Source organism: Pseudomonas sp. FSL R10-2189, from assembly GCF_009600325.1.
GTDB classification, from domain to species: Bacteria; Pseudomonadota; Gammaproteobacteria; order Pseudomonadales; family Pseudomonadaceae; genus Aquipseudomonas; species Aquipseudomonas helleri.
Window position 1 is genome coordinate 68,932 of sequence record NZ_WIVZ01000025.1, and the last position, 23,325, is coordinate 92,256.

A 23,325-nucleotide genomic window follows, 5' to 3' on the forward strand; every position below is an offset into this window, starting at 1 on the left:
ACGGGAGAGGTGTGGATTGGCGCAGAGAAAACTTGCAGATCGTTTGGTTATGTCCTTAGAACCGCGATTAAGCGGAGGTGACGGTGACCCAGTAATCGCTGCGACGCAGCACCTGGATCGGCAGGGTCCGCGCCAACGTGTCGAGCACCTGTTCGGTTTTATCCAGCCGAAACATGCCGCTGACGCGCAACTCGGCAACCGCAGGGTCGATGCGCAGTACACCGCCGCGATAAGGCCGCAAGGCCTCGATAATCTGTGCCAGCGGCACATCCCGCACTTCGAGCAAACCATCGACCCACGCGGCGGCACCCAGGCTCATCACGCGCACAGGGCTAAACCCGTAGCGGTCATAAGAGACCTCATGCCCGGTTTGCAGTTGCAGGGTTTCCAGCCCCTGGCGAGCGATCTGCAGCGCGCCTTTGAGCGCCACCACCAGCCCCTGCCCTTCGCGTTCACGTACGGTCAAGTCACTGCCCAGCACGTGGATCAACGCCTGCGGCGTCACCAGTTGAAAAGGCATTGTCGGATTAGTGGCGACCTTGACTCGCAGCTCCCCATCAAGCAATCGGACGATCCGGTGCGGGCCGCTGAAATCCAGATCGACCGCGCTTTTGGCGTTCAAAAACAGCTCGCTGCCATCAGGCAAACTCACCGTACGCCGTTCAGCGGTGCCGGTTGAAACGTCCGCCGTCAGTTCCCCCAGCGTGGTGCGCTGGCTGACCAACAAGCTGGCACCCAACGCCACACCGGTACAGGCCAGCGCGCCCTGCAATAGTTTGCGACGGCTGGTGCCAGGGGTACTCAGGGCCTGTTGCAGCACCTTGCCGCTGACCCCTTGGGCAATCGGCACCTTAAAAACTCCCAGACGGGTTTCCAGTTGCGCACAGAGTTGTTCATGCCGAGGGTCTTGCGCGCGCCACTGCCGGTAAGCCTGCCAATCAGCCTCGCTGGCATGGCCTGAACGCAGCAATACAATCCACCGAGTCGCGTTGTCGATCACGTCGTCGTGTTGGTTTTCGATGTTCATGTCATTCCAGGCAAGCCCGCAGGCAGCGATTGACTGCCTTGGTCATGTAGTCACTGACCGAGCGTTGGGAAATGCCCAATTCAGCGGCAATTTCAGGGTAAGTCAGGCCATTGACCTGAGACAGCAAAAAGGTGGCCTTGACCTTGGCCGGCAAGCCATCCAGCAACTGATCAATGCACTGCAACGCCTCAATCATCTGCGCCAGTTCTTCGGGCGAAGGCGCTTCGTACACGTCATCCAGTTGCAAGGCATCCAGATAGGCCCGTTCCAAATCACGACGGCGCCACAGTTGGTACATCAAACGCTGGGCAATGGTGGTCAGCAGTGCACGGGGCTGGCGAATGGGCACCACGCCGGGCGAAGTCAGCAACTGGACAAACGTATCGGCGGCAATGTCTTCAGCGTGGGCGCTGGAGTCGAGGTGGCGGCGCAAGCGTGTGCACAGCCATTGGTAATGACTGCGGAATAATCCGCCCACGTATTCACTGTGAGAAGTGTCGGCGCCGGACATGGAGACTCCAATCAGGGTGAGATGCGCTGTGTGTCCGGTGTACCGGCGGGGCAATGCTATCAAAAGGCGTTATTCGCTAATAATACTTAAAATGTATTTTTCTATAACTTTTAGGAATATTAAGTTCAGGCCTTTTGAGACTGCGAGACACGTCACATCCCACCTGAATACAGATGGATATTTCGGCCTCATTGCTATGTGTGACGAGCGAGCAATTTCTTGCAAATTATTTGATCAACGGCTCAGATTGCTGCGATTTGGCAACTGCTCGCACCTTGGACGAGGCCGCCAGCAACACCTGACGCTCCAGCGTTCCTTCATCCACTGCGCTGACGATCGCCTCGGCAATGGCATCGAGCCCTGACTCGCTGGACACCAGCAACAAATGCGCACCCGCCGCCAGCGAAGCCACGGCCGTATCGGTCAAGGTATTGCCCCGCAGGATGGACACTGCGTCCAGGTCATCTGAAATGATCAGCCCGTCGAACCCCAGCGTGTCACGCAACAAGGCAATAACCTTGGCCGATGTCGAGGCCGACTGGTCCGGGTCAATAGCCGGGAACACCGCCGGGCCGGGCATGACCGCTTGCACGCCAGCACCAATCACTTGCCGGAACACCTGGAGGTTGTCGTCAAGCAACTCCAGCGGGCCGTGCACGGTGGCCAGGGCAATGGCCGGGTCATGCTCAATGGCGTAGTGACCCGGAAAATGTTTAGCCGTGGCAATGACCCCGGCGCGCTGAACCCCACGGATAAAGGCACAGGAAATGCGACTGACCTGCACCGGATCGTCCCCCAAATGCCGGTTAAGCAGCCACGGATTGATGCCGGTTACCACATCGACAATCGGCGCGAGAAACAGATTGACGCCTAACCGGCGTGCCACAGTGGCCATTTCATAGCAGCGCTGTTCAATAACCTCGGCACTCAGGTCATTGAGTTGCGCCCTTGAAGGAATTGTCGGAACCAATTGGTGCAGGCGCTCGATGCCACCGAGTTCTTGATCCACCGCGATCAACACCGGTCCACCGGCCAATGCCGAGACGTGTTGAGTCAGGCTGGCCAATTTGGTTTGCGTCTCGGCGTCGCGACGCGCCTGGGTCATGGCCCTGCCGATGTACTCATCCCGTGTTTCGCCCAACAACACCGAGACGCCACCACGGCTTAAATGGCGACGGACAGGCTCATCCAGATTCAAATCGCCGATGGCGGGCAACAATACCGAATACGCAGCCCGCAGCAGTTCACCTGACATTACGACTCCTTAACCGCTGTTTGACGCGTGACGAGCCGCCACGCATGATACCGATCACCTTCGAGCAAAAAACCAATCATCAATGCTCGTTTATGCTCAATTTAAACAGGATTCAACGGATGTCAATGCTCACTCATGAGAGTTTCCCCGGAGAGCGACAAACCCTGATCGCCCAACGGCTGGCGACTCACGGCCGGGTGGTGGCTGGGGAGCTGGCTCAGGAATTTAACGTTTCCGAGCACTCAATCCGTCGAGATCTCGCGGCGCTGGCGCAAGCAGGGCTGTGTAAACGGGTGTACGGAGGGGCCATTTCATTGGCGCCGGAGCGACCTGTGAAGGACAGGCAAACGCAACACATCGAGCGCAAGAGCTCGCTGGGCCAGGCGGCAGCGACGCTGATCAAAGCGGGCCAGCACGTGTTTATCGATGGCGGTACCACCAATGCCTGCATAACGAGCGCAATCGATCACAATATTGCAGTTTGCGTCACCACCAATTCGCCCGCCATTGCCCTGCAACTGGACACACTGCCGTTGGCCGAAGTCATCTTGCTGGGTGGGCGCCTGGACAAAACCTCAGGCAACATCCATGGCCTGAGCGCGATTCAACAATTGGCCCATTTCAATTTTGATCTGTGCTTTTTAGGCGCCTGCGCGATAGATGCCAGCAAGGGCGTGACTGCGTTCAACATGGACGAAGCAGAGTTCAAGCGGGCTGTCGTGTCGCGAAGCGGGCAAATTGTGGTGGCCGTGACCAATGAAAAGCTGTCCAGCATTGCCCACTACCACGTGGCCGCCTGCGAAGAGTTGAGTGTGCTGGTGGTGGAACATGACGCCCCGGCAGAACGGCTGGAGCCTATTCAAGCCAAGGTCTCGACAGTTGTGATCGCGAGCTGAGGTCAAGAGATCGCGTGGAGCTGCTGCAGCCTGCGATCTTTATCAAGCTATCCGAGCACAGAGAAAATCCACCAGCGCCCGCACTTTGGGCGACGGGTGTTTGCTGGCGGGCCAGAGCACATAAAACACCCCGCGGTGCTCCACATAATCTTCCAGAATCAGTTGCAGGTGGCCATCGGCCAAGGGCTCGCGGATGGCGAACTCCGGCAGATAAGTGACGCCCAATCCTTGCAGTGCAAAACACACGCGGGTTTCGACGTTGTTGCAGATCATCGAGGTGGGCAGTTGCAGTTCGGGCTCGCCAGGGGCTTGGCGCAACGCCCATGTTTCGAGCTTGCCGCTGTTGGGCCAGCGATAGTGCATGCAGGTGTGCTGCAACAGATCAGCCGGGACCTGCGGCGTGCCCCGCAGTGCCAAATAATCCGGTGAAGCCACCACCTGCATGGCGAATGAACCCAAACGACGGGCCGACAATCTTGAATCGACGGGGTTGCCAATGCGCACCACGGCATCAAAACCTTCTTCGATGACGTCAACCCTGCGGTCAGTAAAATCCAGGTCCAGCTCAATCTCGGGGTAGGCGCGCATAAATTCGCCGAGCACCGGCAACACCAGCGAGCTGACCATCGGCAGGCTCACCCGCAGGCGACCGCGCGGTGCCGAAGAGGCTTGTGACAGTTCCTGCTGGGCTGCTTCGATCTCAGCGAGGATGCGTCGGCTGCGCTCCAGAAACAACGCACCTTCCGCGGTCAATGTAACGCTGCGGGTGCTGCGATGAAAAAGCCGCACACCGAGCTTTTCTTCGAGCCGCGCTACGCATTTACCGACCGCCGAGGCAGACACCCCCAACAGTCGCCCCGCCGCCACGAAGCTGCGGGTTTCAGCGACCTGAACAAAGACCACGAAGCCATTCAGGCTGTCCATTGCATCCCTCGTCGTTTGATTGCGGACGTTCACGTCCGCACATCAAGGAACTGTATCCAGCTTTTTCTTTAATCTCGACCTTTATATTGTCAGGTCACGACTTATTTACCCAGGAGTGACCATGACCGCCTTCACCTATCCCCTGCCCCGAGGCGTTACTTCGGCGCAGCTATCTGAACGTATCCAGGCCGTTGTTCAGCAGGCGCGGGATGACCAACGACTGTATGCCCGGGCGGGCGTCTCGGACGGCATGGACGCTTCGGGCATCTGCCTGGAAGAAAACCTGCGCCGCCTGACCAGTGTGCCATTGCTGTTTGAGCCCGGTACTCAATGGCGCTATTCGCTGGCCACCGATGTCCTCGGTGCCTTGGTTGCGCGCATTCAAGGGGTGCCATTGGGCATGCTCGATACCGGTTTTACCGCACATGCCCCCCATCGGGTAGCTACCACCTACGTCAATAACCAACCACCGCATCGACTTGGCGAGGGTGAATGTGTGCCAGTGGTTGAAGGCACCGCAGGGATTGATTACAGCCCCGCGCGGATCTTCGATACGGATGCTTTCCCTTCAGCAGGCGCTGGCATGTCCGGGCGCTTCGTCAGTGATCTGCGCGATGCGGTCTACGGTGGTCTGGCGGTGCGTCCATGAGCCCAAGCGCAGCACTGACTAAGACCGAACGTCTGCCATTGGCCCCGCTGCTGGCGCTGGCCATGACCGCTTTTATCATCATCCTCACCGAAGCCTTGCCCGCCGGGCTGCTGCCACAAATGGCCGAAGGCCTGGCTGTTTCCGAGGCGTGGGTGGGCCAGACCGTGACGATCTACGCCATCGGTTCACTGCTGGCGGCCATTCCGTTGACGGCCGCCACGCAGGGCATGCGCAGGCGCCCATTGCTGCTGATCGCGATTGCTGGCTTTGTAGTGGCCAACACTGTGACGACGCTGTCTACCAGTTATGCGCTGACGATGCTGGCGCGCTTTCTTGCAGGCATGTCGGCGGGGTTATTGTGGGCACTGCTGGCGGGTTATGCCGCACGCATGGTGCCGCCCCATCAACAAGGTCGGGCGATTGCCATGGCGATGGTCGGTACACCGCTGGCCCTGTCGCTGGGTGTTCCGGCGGGCACGTTCCTGGGGGTGTTGGTGGGTTGGCGCATCTGCTTTGCGATCATGAGCGTGCTGGCCGTACTGTTAATGTTCTGGGTGCGCTTACAAGTCCCTGATTTTGCCGGGAAAGCTCAGGAAAAACGACTGCCGTTGCGTCAGGTATTCCAGTTACCCGGTGTCCGCTCGGTGTTGTTCGTGGTGCTGGCTTTTGTCCTGGCGCACAACATTCTCTATACCTATATCGCACCGTTCCTGGGCGCGGCAGGCATGGCCGAGCGTACGGGCCTGGTGCTGTTGGTGTTTGGCTTGACGTCTCTGCTGGGCATTTGGATTATCGGCATTTTGATCGACCGTCATCTGCGCATGCTGACGTTAACCAGCATTGCTGTTTTTGCCCTTGCCGCCCTGGCATTGGCCCTTGCGGACAAGGTACCGAGCATTGTTTATCTGGCGGTAGGCGCTTGGGGTTTGGCATTCGGTGGCGCCGCCACCCTGTTTCAAACCGCCATGGCCAAGGCCGCTGCCTGCGCGACAGACGTCGCTCAATCCATGCTGGTAACCGCCTGGAATACCGCCATTGCAGGCGGCGGGATTCTCGGCGGCGTATTGCTGGAGCAACTGGGTGTCAGCGCCTTCGCCCCAGTGGTGCTGGTGCTATTGGTAGCGAGCTTTTGGGTGGTATTGAAGAGCGGTTGACCACTCTGAAAACTGTAGGAGCGAGCTTGCTCGCGATTTTTTGATCTTTTCAAAGATCGCGAGGCAAGCTCGCTCCCACCCTCAGACGGGGCAGTCCACCAGCACTTGCAAGGTCTGTTGCGAACAGCGCTCGACCCGCGCCTTGACACCGTACACATCGGCAAACAGTTGCGGGGTCAGTACCTCTTCTGCGGCACCAAAGCCCATGATTTGCCCGTCTTGCAACACGGCGATAGTGTCGGCATAACGCGCCGCCAGGCTGATGTCATGCATTACGATTACCGCGATCAATTGGTGCTGGCGAACCATGTCACGCACGCATTCCATCACCCGCAACTGGTAGCTCAGGTCCAGCGCGCTGGTGGGCTCATCCAGCAGCATAACGCTCGGGCGACGCGCAATCAGTTGCCCCAGGCTGACCAATTGGCGCTGCCCGCCCGAGAGCGCATTGAGCATGCGATCAGCCAGATGTTCAATGCCAATCCGCTGCAAGGCAGCATACGCCTGTTCGAGGTAATCACCACCGCTGCCGCCAACACGCAAGGCCGCCATGACGCTTTCGATCACGCTGAGCCCCAGCCCCGGCGGCAGGTGTTGCGGCATGTAGGTGATGAGTCGCGCTCGCTCCGACACCGACATCGTCGTCAGTTGCCGGGCTTGCAAGCTGACCGTGCCCTGCAAGCGTTCAAGCCCCGCCAGGCCGCGTAGCAACGTGGATTTGCCGGCACCATTGGGCCCAATCAACGCGGTGAGAGTGCCGGGTTGAAGCTCGGGCAATGACGCATCTGCAATCACTACACGACGGCCATAAGTTACTTGGGCATGGCTGATCACTAAGCCCTGAGCACTCATAGCTGCCGACCCCGCTTGAACACCAGCGCCACAAAAATCGGCACGCCCACCAAAGCGGTGACGATGCCGACCGGCACGATCACCCCCGGCATGATGATTTTGCTGACCACCGAGGACAGTGATAGCAACAGCGCCCCCACCAGCGCGCTGGCCGGGAATAGAAAGCGCTGGTCTTCACCAATCAAAATGCGCGCAATGTGCGGGCCCACCAGACCGATAAAGCCAATGGTGCCGACAAAGGCCACCGCCGTCGCCGACAGCAAGCTGATGCGCAGCAGCGAGAAAAACCGCAGCCGGCGCACGTCAACGCCAAAGCTTTGTGCGCGGTCTTCACCCATGCGCAACAAGGTCATGCGCGAAGACGCGTGCAGCGAAAACGGCAAGATCAGCGCCAGAACCACGGCGAGAATGCTCAGTTTGTCCCAATTGGCCCGCGCGACGCTGCCCAGGCTCCAGAACACCAACTGTTGCAGCACATCTTCGGTGGCCATCAACTGCAACAGCGCCACCAGCGCGTTACAGCTGAACACCAGGGCAATGCCGAACAGCACCAGGGTTTCGACCCCTGCCCCCCTTAATCGTGACATGCCATGCAGCAAAAACATCGAGCCACAGGCAAACACGAACGCGGACAACGCGACGATGGAATCGCGGCTCAATAAAGCGCTGCTGACCGGAAAAACAATGATCAGCGAAGCGCCCAGCGCAGCCGCCGATGACACCCCCAGGGTAAAGGGGCTGGCCAGCGGGTTATTCAGGATGGCCTGCATTTCTGCACCGGCCAGTGACAGCGCGGCGCCTACAAGCACCGCCATCAGCGCGTAGGGCAAGCGGACATTCCAGATGATCACCCGGTCAGTCACGGCCAGGCTTTGCGGGTGCAACAGGCCGTCGGCCAAAGCCCCAAGGGTCATCCCCGAGGAGCCGGTCGACAGATCGAGCAACACCGCCGCAACCAACGCAACGCCGATACCCGCCAACAAGCCGACCCGTCGCGCCAGCAGACGCCGGTAGCCGTGGCTGGCAGCGGCCACGGCGGGGTTCAGGTGCGCGGTCATTTCTGTTCACTGATCCAGTATTGGCCTGCCAACGGCATGCCGAGGAACTGCTGGTTGATTTGCTCCAGCGTGTGCTGCGGGTCAAGGGAGGCGAACTTTTCGGGGTGAATCCACTTGGCCATGGCCTCGATCGCCAGGATGTTGTACGGCGAGTTGTAGAAGTCATGCCACAAGCCATGCACATTGCCTTCGCGAATCGCCCGCAGTTGGGCAAACTCAGGGCGGCTCAACACCAGCTTGAGCGACACTTGGGCCGTGGCCTGGTCAATGCCTGCGCCCATCATCACGCCCGGCTTTTGATTGCCGGTGAGTATGTAAATGTCCGGATCAGCCTTGAGCGCGTATTCAACACTGATATCGCCCAGTGCGCCGGGCACTACGCCAGCGGCAATATTGCGTCCGCCCACCAGTTTGATCAGTTCGCCCATGCCGCCTTTGCCCGTGGTATGCCCCGGGTTGGCCCAGACACCGGCCAGCAGTTCAAGAAACACGCTAGGGCGTTTGCTGTCGTCGATTGCGCCCAAGGTCTCGGTGATGTGGTCAATGTGCTGCTGGTAGAAATCCAGGAAAGCTTGAGCTTGTGCTTCACGCCCCAGTGCCTTGCCCAGTGCAGTCATGCTGTCATGGGTGCCCTGCACCGGGTTGACCCGAAAGTCGACAAACAGCACCGGGATGCCGGCTTTTTCGAGGATATCGGCTACCGGGCTGTGCTCGGTCGGGCCATGCCCGGAGATGCTGAACACCGCCAGGTCCGGCTTCAGCGAGAGGATTTCTTCGGCGCTGACGCTCTGCTCCGAGGCCTGGCCAATCAGCGGAATGTCTTTGACCTCTGGAAACTTCGCCACGTAAGCGGCGTAGGTATTGGGGTCAAGTTTGCGCAGGTCGTTCTGCCAGCCCACGACACGCTTAAAAGGCTGATCGCGGTCAAGAATGGCCAGCGTCGAAATCAATCGACCCTCGCCCAGCACCACCCGCTGCACATGTTCCGGCACGTCGACCACCCGACCCAGCACGTCGGTGACGTCTTTAGCCCAGGCCGACGACACCATGCCGAACCCGCCAACGATTAACACCACCAGCAATGACCACACGCGTGTAAACGATTTGGACACGATTAATCTCCCACTAAATGAAGGGCTCACACGTCGCTCCAGCGACGCAAGAGGTTGTGGTACACGCCGCTGAGTTGCAGCAGCGACTCGTCATCGGCCTGTTGTGCGTTCAGGCGCTGAATGGCTACATCCATGTCGAGCAACAGGCTGCGCTGGCTGTCTTCGCGGACCAGGCTTTCGATCCAGAAAAATGCGGCCACCCGCTCGCCGCGGGTGACGGGATTGACCTTGTGCACGCTGGTGCCGGGGTACAGCACCAGATGCCCGGCCGGTAACTTGACGCTGCGCTCGCCAAAGGTGTCGCGGATCACCAGTTCGCCGCCGTCGTAGGTCTCGGGATCAGTCAAAAACAAGGTGGCAGACAGGTCGGTGCGCACGCGTTCGCGCACACCTTTAATGCCGCGAATGGCGTTGTCGATATGAAAGCCGAACGCCTCGCCACCGCTGTAACGATTGAACAAGGGCGGATAAATCCGCTTGGGCAGCGCCGCCGACATAAACAACGCGTTCTCGGACAACCGCGCGAGGATGCGCTGGCCAAACAACAAGCCCAGCGCCGAATCCTCGTTCAATTGGCGGTTGAACTTGTCACGGGCCGAGCGCTGCCCGGCCGTGACTTTGCCATCCACCCACGGTTCAGCCAGCAGCCGCGTGCGCATCTCGTCCACTTCGTCGGCGGTGAAGACGTCGGCAATGTCGATCAGCATGCGCGGCTCCCGCGCCCGGCAGTCTTAAAAGTCATAGTCGATGCTGGCGGTCAGCGTGCGCCCGGCACCCGGTACGCCATACAGCTGGAAACCATCCAGCGAGGCGCCGATGCGGCTGAAATAAAAGGTGTTGAACAGGTTGTCGACGTTGAGGTTGACCGTGGTCTGGCGATTGACCTTGTACTGCGCTGCTACGTAGTGCACCCAGTAGCCCGGCGCCTTTTCTTTGTCGCGGGTATAGATCGGCAGCACCCCGGACGGGCCATCGGCGTTGCTGCTATTGTTGTTCAGACCGCCCACGTATTTGTTGTCGGTGTAGCGCCGACGCCCGACGTAGTTGGCGCCGTAGCTGAAGCTCAGATCGTCGGTGAAGGCATAGGTGGTCCAGAGATTGGCGGTCAGGTCGGGAACGTTCTTGGCCTCTTCGCCTTTGTTGACGCCCTTGGTCTGATCGCTTTTAAGCGCCGAGAAACCGCTGTAGGCCGTCCAGCGCTCGGTAATATTGCCTTGCAGGCCCAACTCGACGCCGTCGACCCGTTTGGCCGGCAGTGCGCGCACAGGCGAAGCATCGCCTTCGGTGTATTCCCAAGAGTTTTCCAGCTCGGTACGGAAAATCGCCGCCGTCACGCTGATGCCTTTATCCAGCAAATCCCACTTGGTGCCGAGTTCATAGGTTTTTGATTGGGCGGGCTTGTAGCTGCTGGTGCTCGCCGCGCCATAAATCTGGTTGTTGGTCGAGGCACCCACCGCCGATGGCTGCGCCGATTGGCTGTAAGACGCGTAAATAGTGCCGTTTGGCCGGGGTTTGAAGACCACACCGGCACGGCCGCTCCAGGCGCCCGAGGTGTCTTTGATATTCGCCTGGCCGCTCTGGGTGGTTTCGGCGGTCCAGTGGTCGTAGCGCAGCGAGCCCATCACTTGCCACCACTGATTGAAGGTCAGGGTGTCGGCCGCGTACAGCCCGGCGTTGTCGATGCTGGAGCGCGGTTCGTTAAAGCCTTTGGTGGTGTAGACCGTATCAAAGCTGTGTTGCGGGTCGCCCATGTCGAACGTCATGTTCGCCGCCGGGACCTTGGCATTGCGGTGCAGGCCGCCGTAGGTTTCGTGGTACAGATCCAGCCCGGTGACAGCCTTATGGCTGATGGAGCCGGTGTCGAAGGCAAAGCTGAGGTCAGTCTGGTTGTCGAGGATGGTGTAGCGCTTGGACAGGCCGAAATCGCTACCGCGCAATACGCCGTTGGCGGTACTGCCGTTGTTGGTGTAATCGGTGTACACCTTGACCCCATTGACCGTCGACACAGGGCCCACGCCGACATAACCCAGGGTGGCGCAACGGGTGCCGGTGCAGGTCTTGGAGCCATCCGGGTTGGCGGAGAAAAACCGTGCCGGGGACAAGACCGCGAAGTTGTCAGTCTGTTGCCAGCGCACCTGGTTGGTCAGCAAGGCACCGTTGTCAAAGTCATGCTCCAGCTTCCCGGTCAACGAGGTGGTCTCGGTCTGCTGGGTGTACAAACTCGAGTCACCGTACCAATTGTTGCGTTTGACGCCGGGCATGCGTTTGCTATCGGTGCCGCGCAAAATCGGCAAGCCGCCGTCGGGGGTGTTGTCGTCCTTTTGATAGAAGAAATCGAGGTAGGCACGGGTCGGTGTCGACAAGCCCAAGGCCAGCGAGGTGGCAATGCCCCAGCGGTCGTAATCGACGTCATCACGGTCGGCCACCTGGCTTTCATGCTTCATCAAGTTGATGCGCATGGCGCTGGTGTCGGTCAGTTCCTGGTTGATGTCGGCGGTCACCCGGCGGTAACCGTCGGTGCCGACACCGGCTGAGATGCGGTTGGCATCGCCCAAATGGGCTTCCTTGCTCACCAGGTTGACGCTGCCGCCCACCGCTGAAATGCCCGACTCAATCGCGCCGGTGCCTTTGAAGACTTCAGCCTGTTGCAGGTTAAAGGTGTCATTGCGACTCGACATGCCCGCATCGCGCACGCCATCGACTGTCAGGCTTTGCTCGGACGAAAACCCGCGTATAGAGAACAGGTCACCCCAGCCCAGGTTGCCCTCCCCTGACATAAAGGTGATGCCCGGCACGTTGCGCAGAATGTCTTGCAGGCTCTGAGCATTCTGCTCCTTGAGCACTTGTTGGGGCACGATGGTGATACTTTGCGGGGCGTCCAGCAGCGGTGTCATGACTTTGCGCGAGGACACTTCGTCCACCTTGAACGGTGAATCGTAGCTACCCTGAACGCTCAAGGCAGGCAAGGTCAGGGCAGCGTCAGCTTGCTCGGCAGCACGGGTTGGCACGCTGAAGACTCCGAGCGCCATCACTCCGATAAAGGGCGCCAGCGTCCCGTTCAAGGCATAAGGGGTATTGCGAACAACAGCCGCATCGGGTGACGATGGCATCGGACCTTCCTTAATTACAATGACTCGCATTTAGATTCGCCATTCTAAAGAGGGTCATTGCCGGCAATTGTTCGACTTTGTATTGGCGGCGCATGAAAATCGCCGCCACAACATTTCATTACATTTCGCTGGCCTCGCCATCGCAAAATCCGCTATTGCACATCTTTCCCAAGGCCCAGACGAGTTCACATGTCCAAGCTAGATCACGTATTAATCGTCGATGACGACCCCGAAATCCGCCAACTGCTGGCCGAGTACCTGCGCGATGCCGGCTATCAGACGTCAACGGCCTGTGACGGCAAGGAAATGCATCGCCGCCTGGAGATGAACGTCATTGACCTGATCGTTCTGGACCTGATGCTGCCCGGCGAAGACGGCCTCAGCCTGTGCCGCACGTTACGGGTGACCTCCAATATTCCGGTGATCATGCTCACCGCACGCGGCAGCCTGATCGACCGCATCGTCGGCCTGGAGATTGGCGCGGATGATTACCTGCCCAAACCGTTCGATCCGCGAGAATTGCTGGTGCGAATCAAGGTGGTCTTGCGCCGGGCGCAGAGTTTTCCGGAGCGGGCACGGGTCGACGAAGCGCCCTATGTGAACTTCGACGGCTGGCGCCTCGACACCCGCGCGCGGCAAGTGCTGTCCCCCGAAGGGCTGGTGATCAGCCTCGGCAATTCTGACTACCGCGTGCTGCGCTTATTGTTACAGCACCCTAACCGCCCGCTGAGCCGGGATTTTTTGCTTAATCATGTGTTTGAGAAAGACAGCACGCCCTTCGACCGCTCGATTGATGTGTGCGTCAGCCGCCTGCGTCAGCAACTGACACCCGAGCTGATCAAAACCGTGCGCAACGAAGGCTACATGCTGACCTCAAGCAAGGTGACCCACGAATCATGAAGCTGATACCACGCACCCTCTATGGGCGACTGGTGATCATTCTGGTGGCCGGTATGCTCGGCGCCCAGGTGGCCACCAGCAGCATCTGGTATGACGTGCGTCACAGCCAGGTGCTGGAAATCCCGACGCGGTTGATTGCCAGCCGCCTGGCCGATATCGTGCGGGTGTCAGCGTCCAGCCCCGAGAACACCGCCCTGTTGCTGAGTACCTTGAATACACCGGATTTTCAGTTGACCGAGCGCGATGCTCCTCTCCCCGCCAGCTCGCGGCTGTCGACTCAAGATCAAGCAACTGAAGACCTGCTGAAAAATCTGATCAATGAAAAAACCGGCACCCGCACACCGCTGCGCTTACTCAACTTGACCCTGATCGATCAACAGGGCCAAAAAGCCGGGATCAACAGCTTGTTCGGCTCCAGCCCGGTCGCGGGCCAATACGCCATTGAGTTGCAACTGCCCGACGGGCGCTGGCTGCAGGTGCAGGCCAAAGAAGACCAAGGCTGGACTAGCCTGTCCCCTGCCGATGTGATGCTCGACTACTTTTGGCGTATCTACCTGGTGCGCATCATCGTGCTGGTGATCATCGCCCTGTTTGCCGTGCGCCTGGCCATTCGGCCTTTAAACCAACTGGCTCAGGCCGCCCAGGCGCTGGGCAACGATATCCGCCGCAAGCCACTGGAAGTCGAAGGGCCGGTGGAAGTCCGCCGCGCCGCCGAGGCTTTCAATCTTATGCAACAGCGTCTGCTGCACAGCCTGGCCGAACGCACACGTTTTTTGGCGGCGGTGTCCCATGACCTGCGCTCGCCAATCACCCGCCTGCGCCTGCGCACCGAAATGCTTGATGACGAGCAACAAAAGCAGCGTTTTCGCAAAGACCTGACCGACATGGAGGGGTTGGTGTCGACCACGCTGGAGTTTGTCAGCAGTGGTGAAATCAACGAAGCCCGGCAGAACATCGACATCAACGCCTTGTTGCAGAGCTTGCAGGCTGACCTGCAAGACATTGGCGAGCACATCACCCTGACAGGCCGCGCCAAACACCCGGTGTCGGGTTATGCCCGCAGCCTCAAGCGGTGTGTGCAAAACCTGCTGGAAAATGCCGTGCGCTACGCCCGTGACGTGCAGGTGATCGTCGATGAGCAACCTGAGCAATTAGTCATTACCGTGCGCGACAGCGGCCCCGGCATTGCGCCTGAGCAACTGACTCAAGTGCTGGAGCCCTTTTACCGCCTCGACACCTCACGCAACAGCAGCACCGGCGGCTACGGCCTGGGTTTGAGCATTGCCCAAACCGTAGCGACTGCCCATGGCGGCACGTTGGTGCTGCGTAACCGGCCCGAAGGCGGGCTGGATGCCGTATTGACGTTAAAGAACCTGTAGCCGCTGAGGCTGTAGCTCAACAAATTGTTTGCTGATGGACTTCACCAGCGCAGCATCTGCCACCGGGTCCAGCCCCGGATAGGCTTTGCCGTTGTAGGGGCCGCTGTACGTCAGCACGTCTTCAATGTTCCCCGACGCGTGATACACGCTGCGGATCAACTGGCTTTCCGGGTCTTTGCTGTCGGCGCAATACAGTGCGTAATGCAACGCCAGGGCGCTGCCATACTCCAGGGCGCTGCTGTCAATGCCGTGCTTACGGGCCAGATCAATGCTGCGAAAAATCCGTTCGTTGCGCTGCAGTTTACGCAACGGATCACGCCCAACGCGGGCACACGGGTCTTTGAACGAGGTGTTGCAGCGTTCCAGAAAGGTTCTCGAAAAATCAGCCACCGCCTCGGCCATCTGCGGGTATTCGGCCACCAGCGCCGGTCCCACCTCGAGGTGAATCAGCCGTTCAGCCAGGGCGCTCACCCGCGCATCGCCCATGCCCTGCCCCAACACGGTGTAACCCAGCACACTGGCGTACCAGGCAATGATCGCGTGCGGGCCGTTCCACAGCAGGTTTTTCATGACCTGGGTCTGGCTGATGTCCTCCACGGTTTTGACCTGACGCAAACGTTCCAACAAGTTGCTGCTGCGCTCTGCATACAGCGGCATGTCCGACTCGCTGTTAAACAAAATCAGGTGCAACTGGCTAAGGGCATTGCTCGATTGGGCAAAGGGCCGAAAACGTGCGATCAAACGCTCGTACTCTGGTGCAGGCACTTTAGGCGAAGCTTTACGGGGCAATGGCTGCTCGTCCAGGCTGTTCTGGAAAATCTTCGACTTGATACGCAACTGCCGCACCAGTGCGTCGTTGGAAATCTTCGAGACGATTCGACTGACCACCGTTTCTGCAAAATGGGTGTTATCAAGAATTTTTTGCGCAATCTCCGGCGACACCAGTTGGGCCAGTTGGGTTTTAACGTGACGCCTTACAAAATCTGCTCCGCCCACCTTATTCAGCACCGTCAGAATCGTCAGTTCACGCCCGCGTCGCTCGTAGCGGCGGATCAATCCCCTGGCTATCACGTGCGCCTGATTGCGAATGGCCGTTTCGGGCAGGCTCAGCCCGATGATTTCCGCCACGTCGTACATGCGGATCACCGCTTCGGCGTCGTCCAGGTCGATCATGGTCAGGTTATCGATGGTCTGGTCGAATGACGTCGCGCCATAGCGCACGCTGTAGCGGCCAAATGCCTGGATGGTGTCGCGCAACATCCGCGAGCGGGTCGCGGCAATGATTTCACACGGCCGTGTATAGCCATCCCAGTGAGAGAAAATCTGCGTCAGGTAGCCGCCGCCCATGGCGCCAAAACCATGAATCCCGACGCTGAACTGGTTGAACGCCTGCGGGAAGCTCTCGGTCAGCTCGGGCGTGCCCAGGTCGGGCATGCAGTCGTTCAAGTCAGCCAAGAACTCATGCATGTTCTGGTAGGCCTTAAGAGCCCCGGCCTTGACCTCGGGCGCGGGGGCCTTGATGTCTTCGATCAGAATCGGCTGGCCTTCGGCGCGGATCGCCGAGAGCAAACCATTTTCGGAGTCTTCGAGCATCAGGCAATGCGGCGCCAGGCAATTCAGCGCACTGGCTGCGGTCAGAAAAATCTCTGGATGTGGTTTGCCCTGGGTCACTTCGTCACCGCACACCGTGACATCGAAATACTTCAAGACATTGGCGTTGATCAGGTATTCCTCGGCAATCGCACGCCGACTGGAGGTGGCTACAGCCATGGTCAAGCCGTATTTACGCAGGCGTTCCAGCACTTCGAGCAAGCCATCCTTGATCGGTACGCCATGGTCACGCAAATAGGCCAGTTCCAGCTCATCCGCGCGCTTGCGCACTTGGGCATAGGGGAAGTCTTCGCCATGATTGGCCTTGGCCAGCGCTTCGGCCTTTTTCGCGCTCAAGCCTAATGACCCAATGAGGGTTTCTTCACTCAGCGGCGTGCCGTGAAGCTCAACGGCAGCTTGCTTGAGGGTTTTGAAACGCAGGCGTTCGGTGTCAAACATGGTGCCATCCATATCAAAGATGGCGCTCAAGATTCTCTTGCCCTGGAAATAGATCATGGGGGTGTCGTTCCTTGTACTGCGAGCGCTTGGCCGCCTGTTTCTGGATGGCCAGCAAAGCGCTGATGGAGACCTGAAACCACTGTCCAGTAGACGCAGCAGGTCAACAATGAAAGGTTCAGATAAAAAGCCGGGCAGCCGTACTCGCCGTTAAAAACGTGCGGTAAACGCGCCGGTTGGGCGAACGATCAGAAAAAATCAGGCGGAGGGATGTAACAGTGGCGCCAGTTGGCGCTGCTACCTGAAAAGCAGGGTTTCAGGTGGGGTAAAGCGAGGTTTGCCAGGAGGCGGGAGAGACACCCTGCGGTTGCGCAAACGCAGCCTTTTAAATGAGGCCCACATTGCGCAATCAGGGTGGCGAAATGTGAGCCGAACTGGCGATGGATACGTGTGCTTCCGTCCATAAGTGTTTGTCATTTCCTGTAAAACTATTGAATACCTTTTTAGCTATAACGCAGGTAAGCGCTCTAAATCAAGGTTTGATACGCAGATAAACCCGCCGTAGTCGCTGCCGAAGGCTGCGATCTTTTGATTTTTTGTCACAAGATCGCAGCCAATAACAGCGCCTACAGACTGTTCAAACGCTCTATCAGCACCCGATTGAACCCCGCCGGATCTTCCATTTGTGGCGCATGGCCCATGCCGGGGAACTCGACCAGTTGCGCGCCCGGAATCAGCTTGGCCGCTTGCTTGCCCAAGACCTTGTAATGCCCGATTCTAGCCTTGACCTCAGGCGGTGCAATATCACTGCCGATGGCTGTGGTGTCGGCATCACCGATCAGCAACAACGTCGGCACTTTCAGGTTGGGCAATTCATAGAACACCGGCTGGGTAAAGATCATGTCGTAGATCAACGCCGAGTTCCACGCCACCCGCTTGTGCCCGGGCCCTTTGTTCAAGCCGGCCAGCATATCGACCCAACGGTCGTACTCGGGCTTCCACTGCCCTGCGTAGTAGGTGCTCTGTTCGTAGGTACGAATCCCTTTGGCGTCCAGCTTCAATTCACGCTCGTACCATTGATCAACGCTGCGCCATGGCACACCCAGGGCCTTCCAGTCTTCCAGACCGATGGGATTGACCAGCACCAGCTTCTCGGTCTGCGGCGCGTACATCAGCGCGTAACGCGTAGCGAGCATACCGCCGGTGGAGTGGCCGATCACATCGGCTTTGTCGATGCCAAGGCTGGCCAGTAACGCATGGGTATTGGCTGACAACTGTTGAAAACTGTATTGGTAGTCTGCCGGTTTGGTTGAACTGCAAAAACCAATCTGGTCCGGCGCCACCACCCGATACCCCGCCTCGCTTAGCGCTTTAATGCTATCCCCCCAGGTCGCCGCGCAGAAGTTCTTGCCGTGCAGCAACACCGCCGTGTGGCCATTGGCGGTGCCGGTCGGTGCTACATCCATGTAGCCCATCTGTAACGCTTGGCCCTGTGAGTGGAAGGCAAAGTGATGCAGCGGGTACGGGTATTCAAAACCCTGCAGTTCCTCACCGTAGCTTGGCGTTGAGGGTTCGGACGCCGCATTGGCCATTAACGGTAAAGCGCAGGCGACCAACAGACAGGCGGATGAGCGCTTGATAAATGACATAGCAGTTCCTTAAAGGGGCCGGGTACCAGACGCAACGCTGAAAGAAGTAAAGCGCCCTCTTCAACGGCTCTGGAGCGTCACACCGGGCGATTAACCCAAGGTTAATGCCTCACTCGACTTTTGATTCACGCCCCTATGTCAGTGTCAGGCAAGCAAAACGCCTTTATCTGTAACAAGAAGCGATATCTCCTAGCTTGCAAAGGGCTCGGTCTGGCTGCCTGCACCTGTAGGCCTTGTTAGCTTCAAAGCGGCCAAAGGATTGTCCATTTGGCCCTAAGGAGTAGCCTTGCTATGCCCGATTCCCTCCCTCTGCTGCATTCGTTAATCGATACTCCAGCGTCACCCGCCGAAGGCAGGCTTGACTTCAAACAGACCATGGCAGCGCTCAACCTGCATTCGGTCTTCGACATCATTCGCTTATCCAGAACCGAATTTATCGAGCAGGTGGCCCAACACTGCGATGACGATGCTGGCCAGGCCTATGACAACGCCTGCGGGTACGCCGCACAGTTGGAATTCCTGCACCGCGAGCAAGCGACGCTCAGTGCTGGCGAGCCCCGGCACAAACGCAGCCCGGAGAGTGAAACCGATGCAGGCCCGACCTATGCGGCCTTGTTCAAAGAAAATTGGAGTGCATTTTGCGAGGCATCATCAATCGCTGCACTCGACTCACCTGCGGCCTACTTGCGAGCCTTGCACCTGTTTGCTGAACAGGTCGAGAAAACCGGTAAAGGCACCCGTAAGCGCAATACCCTCGCGATACGGCGCCCCACCCTTAAAAGCATGGTAATAGACAACTCAAGCGTGTCCAGGCAGCTACCGATGCTGACCATCGTCAATGAAACCTTGAACGAGCATTTGCAAACCCACCTGACCCAAAACTCCGATGTGTACAAAAGCAAATCGGTGAATGAGGTGCTGGCAATCACGCGCTACCCTTTTGATCTGCCTTTTGACCTTGCGCACCAACAATGCTTGCTGGGCTTGAGCGATAACAAACCCAGGCTGGGAGAACTGAATTACCGTTTGAGCCTGAGTTTGCCGCTTGGCCAACTGCCATCAAACGCTTATGGCAAGGTCCATCACGAGGCCTACGAGGCCCAGCGACTGCTTTCAGAGTTAAGTCCGGAACAACAAACCCTGTTAACCGAGCCGTTTTGGACAGCCAGTAAATCCGCTTTCGATGCCCACTATGGCAGTGGTGAAACCGAACTCAATAAGCTCGCTCATTTCTTGCAACAAACCGGGCTGACATCGACCCAAGCAGATGAACTGTTGGCGCGCGGCAAGTACCTGCCCTATCTCTCTAACAACACACCGTCAGCCCCTATAAACACTGACCTGACCCATTTCTATGGCGTTTGCTACGTCAATGGCACAGGGAGCAACTCAAGCACGCGACTGGACCTGAAAGCCAATGAGAACGGTCAGATTGTGCTGCTGAACAGTTCTGTTGAGCGTTTTGATCGCCTGCAGCGGATGATCCGCTTGCAGCGCTGGATCAAATTACCTTATGCGCAATTGGATAACCTGATGCTCAGCGCCAGGCTTTGTGAAGAAAATCCAGGCGTGACCTTTACAATTAATGACAACACTCTTCGCGTGCTCGGTGTCTATCGCTACCTGAACCGTCGCTATGGTCTGCAGGCAGAAGAGTTTTCGGCGTTGCTGTATCAATTGCCTGTGCATGCTGTGGGTAACATCGATTCGCTATTTGATCGCGTCTTTAACCAAGGGCAATTAAACGAACACCCTTTGCAACTGGATAACAGCCCTCTGAATCCTGATGCGCCAGATATCGCAACACAAACTGTTCTGTATCAGATTTGTGCAGCACTTGGCCTTAGCAACACGGCTGAGTCGCTGGGTTTTGTAGTCAAGCGTACACAGCAGATCAACGGTTATCTGAAAAAAGACCTGACTACGCTGTCTGCTCTTTACAGGCAAACGCGGATTGCCAACCTGTTCGGGCTCACCGTGATGGAATGCGCCTATCTGGCAGATATGTTGGGTGCTGCAAACACTTCAGAGCAATGGGTCAAACCCGGTTTGCGCATTTCAGGCTCGAATGCGCCGGCGGACTTTCTTGATGTGCTTATGCAAATGGACTGGGCCGTCAATTGGTTGAAGAGTAACGGCAGCAGTGTGCAGCAATTGCGCTATCAACTGCTTCTGAGTAATGCACCGCAAAACTTGCTCATCAGCGAGCAGTTGAAAAAACTCGGTGAATTACGTGATGACATTCAGGCGCGACTGATTCCCCAAGCAGAGATCGAGGCGCTCAACCTCCCCGTGGCCAAGGCCAAGGCAAAACTCAATCCTGGGCCCAAAGTCCCGCTTGCGCCACACTCGTGGAGCAACTTGATTGCCCTAGGAATAATAAGAGGTCAGCCACAGTTAGAGCCACAAGCCAGCCTGAGTGATCTTAAGCGCGGTCTCTCACTGGTGATTTCTGATCACGTTGAGTTCGACACTGATACCAAAATCGATCAACAACTAAAAGACAAAGTCCTACAAGATCTTGAACCCCTTCTGCTGCCGGCCTACCAGCGTCTACAACCAGTGGCGGAGCACATTACACAGCTGTTCAAGGACTCTTCGCACGTCTCGGACACGCGTTTATTGCTAAAGCTGAGGTTCAAATTCGCTACCCGACAGCTCATTAGTGCGCTTGGGCGGCCACGTAGTCATGGGCTGAAGCACTTGTTACTGCTACTCCCCGATGCTGACAATTCCCTGCAACTGCCGCTAACACGGGAGGCCTTGCAGCTGTTTTTGCAGAAACCGCACTGGCTTGACAACCATAACGACCATCATTCAATGCTTAAGCTAACGCTAAGTACTTTGTATTTGTTCCAACAATTCAATCACTGCATTACCACCTACGCAGTAACGCAAGACGTCCTGCTGAAATACTTCGAGATCTCAAACCCTGAACCCGCGACAGGTGACACCACCTTGCTGGCAGCGGACTGCAACAAATTGCTAGGTGCGATCCTCAATTGGGACCCCAAGGAAATTGAAGGATTTGTGAATCGCTTGCCAGCCAAGCGAGTGCGCTCAATGCAGGAACTGGAGTGGCTGATGCGTGGACATGACACCGCTACAATCACCGGACTTTCCAGCAAATTGCTGCTGACAGCAACCCATTTAAACGCACACATTCCCCATCCTGATTGGCAACTGGTCGGCAAAGCCGTCATCGCGGCGCAAAAACCATAACGTTTTTCTTTCCGAATAACTCAAGGAACGACCATGCCTCATACTCTCGATCATCAGCTCAATGAAAAACTGCGAGATGCACAACTTGCGTTTTATTTAACTCATGCAGTTCCCAACGATGGACGACTCACTGCATTTGGACTGGCACAAACCCTCAAGGCAGCCGAAGACCTTTACAGCCACTGGTTGCTGGATGTGCTTGTCAGCCAGGCCGTGCCCACCAGTCGGGTGGCTTGCGCCATTGCCAGCCTGCAGCAATATATCAATGGCATTTCACTGGGACTGGAGCCCGGCTATGAATCCGAGGGCATGTCCCCAGCGCAACTTACAACCTGGCAAGACACACTGCACACCTATTCAATCTGGCATGCCAGCCAGCAGTTACGGTATTTTCCTGCTACGTTTTTAAATCCAGAGTTGCGAATTAACAAAACCGATAATTTCCAGCAACTTGAAAACGACATCAATCAAAGTCGAATTCAGTCCAGTTCTATTCTGTCTGCAGTACAAAGTTATCTCGGTCGGTTCGAAGACATTGCCAACCTGACCACCCTCAACGGCTACATTGATGGCGGCATCGACAATATGGCCAACAGTACCTATTACTTTGTTGGCAAGTCTCGAGCAGAAAACACCTATTATTGGCGGTCATTGGACATGGCCAAACGCGCCATAGATTCGTCAGCCACTCGCACAAGTACCTCAAAAAAAGACACCCCCGAAGCCTCTGCCTGGTCGGACTGGCAACTCATCCCGCTACCTGCATCAGAAAACATCCCGGATCGCAGTGTACGCCCGGTGTATTTCAACAATCGGCTGTTCATTATTTGGGCTCAAGTGGTAGAACCCACCCCCTCATTCAGTGAGCCCGCCCAGCTTTCCGACTTTAAATATGACGAAGACGAAAAGCAGTATAAACTCCGCTCCGAATCGTTTCTTAAAACTCGCCTGTCCAAAATCAGCCTAAATTTCATCTATCAGAAATACGATGGCAGTTGGAGCATGCCACAAGTCTGCATTGATGAGTACAACACACTCAAGGTAAGTGCAGAGGGTATTAATGCTGCCACGACTACTATCGCCACGTTGGATTCAACGACTTACCCACCTTCTCTATTTTTGGGCCTGCACATTAAAGGCCTCAAAAACAGTACCGATAAAACAACCACAGAGTTGACTCAAGGTTTTTACCAAGCGGTTAGACTTGACCTGCAATTTGGCATCAAGCCACTGTATTCTGCTGGAACGCTGCAAGACTTTATAGCCAATCCAGATGATACGAAACTGGCCAAACAATACGGAGCCATTTTTGCAGTTCACAACGAACTTAATTTTAACTTTCACGCCCCCGCCAGCCAATTAGTAGAAGTTGAATACACCAGCACCCCCGTCGACGAAAGCACACTCGCATGGAACTATGAGGGCAAGCAAGACAACATAAAAAGCATTTCAAATGAGCATGAACTACAACTCAACACCACCACCAATTCACTTGAAATAAAGTGGCTCTTCGCATTTAAGGGTGTAGAAAAAATCTGACCGGCTGGAAAAGGAGTCGAGGATCTTAGAAAATGTAAGCTC

General features: G+C 57.1%; 18 protein-coding genes. 7 read left to right on the forward strand and 11 right to left on the reverse strand.

The window, feature by feature from the left end; all coding sequences use genetic code 11:
- Window positions 1–67: 67 nt before the first annotated feature.
- The 3 genes from GHO32_RS17860 to GHO32_RS17870 all read right to left on the reverse strand — a co-directional run bounded on the left by GHO32_RS17860 (window position 68) and on the right by GHO32_RS17870 (window position 2,793).
- Window positions 68–1,027 (reverse strand): FecR domain-containing protein, encoded by a 960-nt coding sequence (locus GHO32_RS17860; protein WP_153332741.1) that lies wholly within the window; start codon window positions 1,025–1,027, stop codon window positions 68–70.
- A 1-nt stretch (window position 1,028) separates the two neighbouring features.
- Window positions 1,029–1,538, reverse strand: coding sequence for a sigma-70 family RNA polymerase sigma factor (locus GHO32_RS17865; protein ID WP_153332743.1), 510 nt, complete (start codon window positions 1,536–1,538; stop codon window positions 1,029–1,031).
- A gap of 226 nt (window positions 1,539–1,764) precedes the next feature.
- The gene (locus tag GHO32_RS17870) at window positions 1,765–2,793 is read right to left on the reverse strand and encodes a glycoside hydrolase family 3 N-terminal domain-containing protein (protein ID WP_153332746.1); all 1,029 of its coding nucleotides are present in this window, start codon (window positions 2,791–2,793) and stop codon (window positions 1,765–1,767) included.
- Window positions 2,794–2,912: 119 nt separating this feature from the next.
- Here GHO32_RS17870 and GHO32_RS17875 point away from each other — a divergent pair, with 119 nt between their 5' ends.
- Complete coding sequence (locus GHO32_RS17875) at window positions 2,913–3,689, forward strand: DeoR/GlpR family DNA-binding transcription regulator (RefSeq protein WP_256665428.1); 777 nt, start codon at window positions 2,913–2,915, stop codon at window positions 3,687–3,689.
- A gap of 42 nt (window positions 3,690–3,731) precedes the next feature.
- Here the strand turns inward: GHO32_RS17875 and GHO32_RS17880 are convergent, their stop codons facing one another.
- A complete protein-coding gene (locus GHO32_RS17880; RefSeq protein WP_153332748.1) occupies window positions 3,732–4,613 on the reverse strand; it encodes a LysR family transcriptional regulator in 882 nt (293 codons plus the stop codon).
- Window positions 4,614–4,734: 121 nt separating this feature from the next.
- On the opposite strand from GHO32_RS17880, the gene GHO32_RS17885 reads away from it, so the two are divergent.
- The gene (locus GHO32_RS17885; RefSeq protein WP_153332750.1) at window positions 4,735–5,262 is read left to right on the forward strand and encodes a serine hydrolase; all 528 of its coding nucleotides are present in this window, start codon (window positions 4,735–4,737) and stop codon (window positions 5,260–5,262) included.
- Window positions 5,259–6,416 carry an MFS transporter gene (locus tag GHO32_RS17890; RefSeq protein WP_153332752.1) on the forward strand — a complete coding sequence of 386 codons (1,158 nt, stop codon included), beginning with the start codon at window positions 5,259–5,261 and terminating at the stop codon, window positions 6,414–6,416. The genes GHO32_RS17885 and GHO32_RS17890 overlap by 4 nt, the downstream gene beginning before the upstream one ends.
- Window positions 6,417–6,497: 81 nt before the next feature.
- On the opposite strand, the gene GHO32_RS17895 is transcribed toward GHO32_RS17890, so the two are convergent.
- The 5 genes from GHO32_RS17895 to GHO32_RS17915 form a co-directional block, all read right to left on the reverse strand.
- Entirely contained in the window at window positions 6,498–7,268 is a 771-nt protein-coding gene (locus GHO32_RS17895; protein WP_153332754.1) for an ABC transporter ATP-binding protein, read from the reverse strand.
- Window positions 7,265–8,326 carry an iron ABC transporter permease gene (locus GHO32_RS17900; protein WP_153332756.1) on the reverse strand — a complete coding sequence of 354 codons (1,062 nt, stop codon included), beginning with the start codon at window positions 8,324–8,326 and terminating at the stop codon, window positions 7,265–7,267. Before GHO32_RS17900 ends, GHO32_RS17895 begins: the two co-directional genes overlap by 4 nt.
- Window positions 8,323–9,375 carry an ABC transporter substrate-binding protein gene (locus tag GHO32_RS17905; protein ID WP_256665438.1) on the reverse strand — a complete coding sequence of 351 codons (1,053 nt, stop codon included), beginning with the start codon at window positions 9,373–9,375 and terminating at the stop codon, window positions 8,323–8,325. Before GHO32_RS17905 ends, GHO32_RS17900 begins: the two co-directional genes overlap by 4 nt.
- Window positions 9,376–9,464: 89 nt before the next feature.
- Window positions 9,465–10,145: a Fe2+-dependent dioxygenase gene (locus GHO32_RS17910; protein WP_153332760.1), complete on the reverse strand. Its 681-nt coding sequence runs from the start codon at window positions 10,143–10,145 to the stop codon at window positions 9,465–9,467.
- 24 nt (window positions 10,146–10,169) lie between these two features.
- Entirely contained in the window at window positions 10,170–12,548 is a 2,379-nt protein-coding gene (locus GHO32_RS17915) for a TonB-dependent siderophore receptor (protein ID WP_153332762.1), read from the reverse strand.
- Window positions 12,549–12,737: 189 nt separating this feature from the next.
- Between GHO32_RS17915 and GHO32_RS17920 the strand changes: the two genes are divergently transcribed.
- Together GHO32_RS17920 and GHO32_RS17925 are read left to right on the forward strand one after the other, a co-directional pair.
- Entirely contained in the window at window positions 12,738–13,448 is a 711-nt protein-coding gene (locus GHO32_RS17920) for a response regulator (protein ID WP_123749294.1), read from the forward strand.
- Window positions 13,445–14,827, forward strand: coding sequence for an ATP-binding protein (locus GHO32_RS17925; RefSeq protein WP_153332764.1), 1,383 nt, complete (start codon window positions 13,445–13,447; stop codon window positions 14,825–14,827). Before GHO32_RS17920 ends, GHO32_RS17925 begins: the two co-directional genes overlap by 4 nt.
- Here GHO32_RS17925 and mtlD read toward each other — a convergent pair.
- Complete coding sequence (mtlD, locus tag GHO32_RS17930; RefSeq protein ID WP_153332766.1) at window positions 14,813–16,933, reverse strand: bifunctional mannitol-1-phosphate dehydrogenase/phosphatase; 2,121 nt, start codon at window positions 16,931–16,933, stop codon at window positions 14,813–14,815. The genes GHO32_RS17925 and mtlD overlap by 15 nt on opposite strands.
- A 566-nt stretch (window positions 16,934–17,499) precedes the next feature.
- Window positions 17,500–18,465 (reverse strand): alpha/beta fold hydrolase, encoded by a 966-nt coding sequence (locus GHO32_RS17935; RefSeq protein WP_256665440.1) that lies wholly within the window; start codon window positions 18,463–18,465, stop codon window positions 17,500–17,502.
- A 348-nt stretch (window positions 18,466–18,813) separates the two neighbouring features.
- On the opposite strand from GHO32_RS17935, the gene GHO32_RS17940 reads away from it, so the two are divergent.
- Window positions 18,814–21,744, forward strand: coding sequence for a Tc toxin subunit A (locus tag GHO32_RS17940; RefSeq protein ID WP_153332770.1), 2,931 nt, complete (start codon window positions 18,814–18,816; stop codon window positions 21,742–21,744).
- 33 nt (window positions 21,745–21,777) lie between these two features.
- Complete coding sequence (locus tag GHO32_RS17945; RefSeq protein ID WP_153442947.1) at window positions 21,778–23,283, forward strand: neuraminidase-like domain-containing protein; 1,506 nt, start codon at window positions 21,778–21,780, stop codon at window positions 23,281–23,283.
- Window positions 23,284–23,325 lie beyond the last annotated feature (42 nt).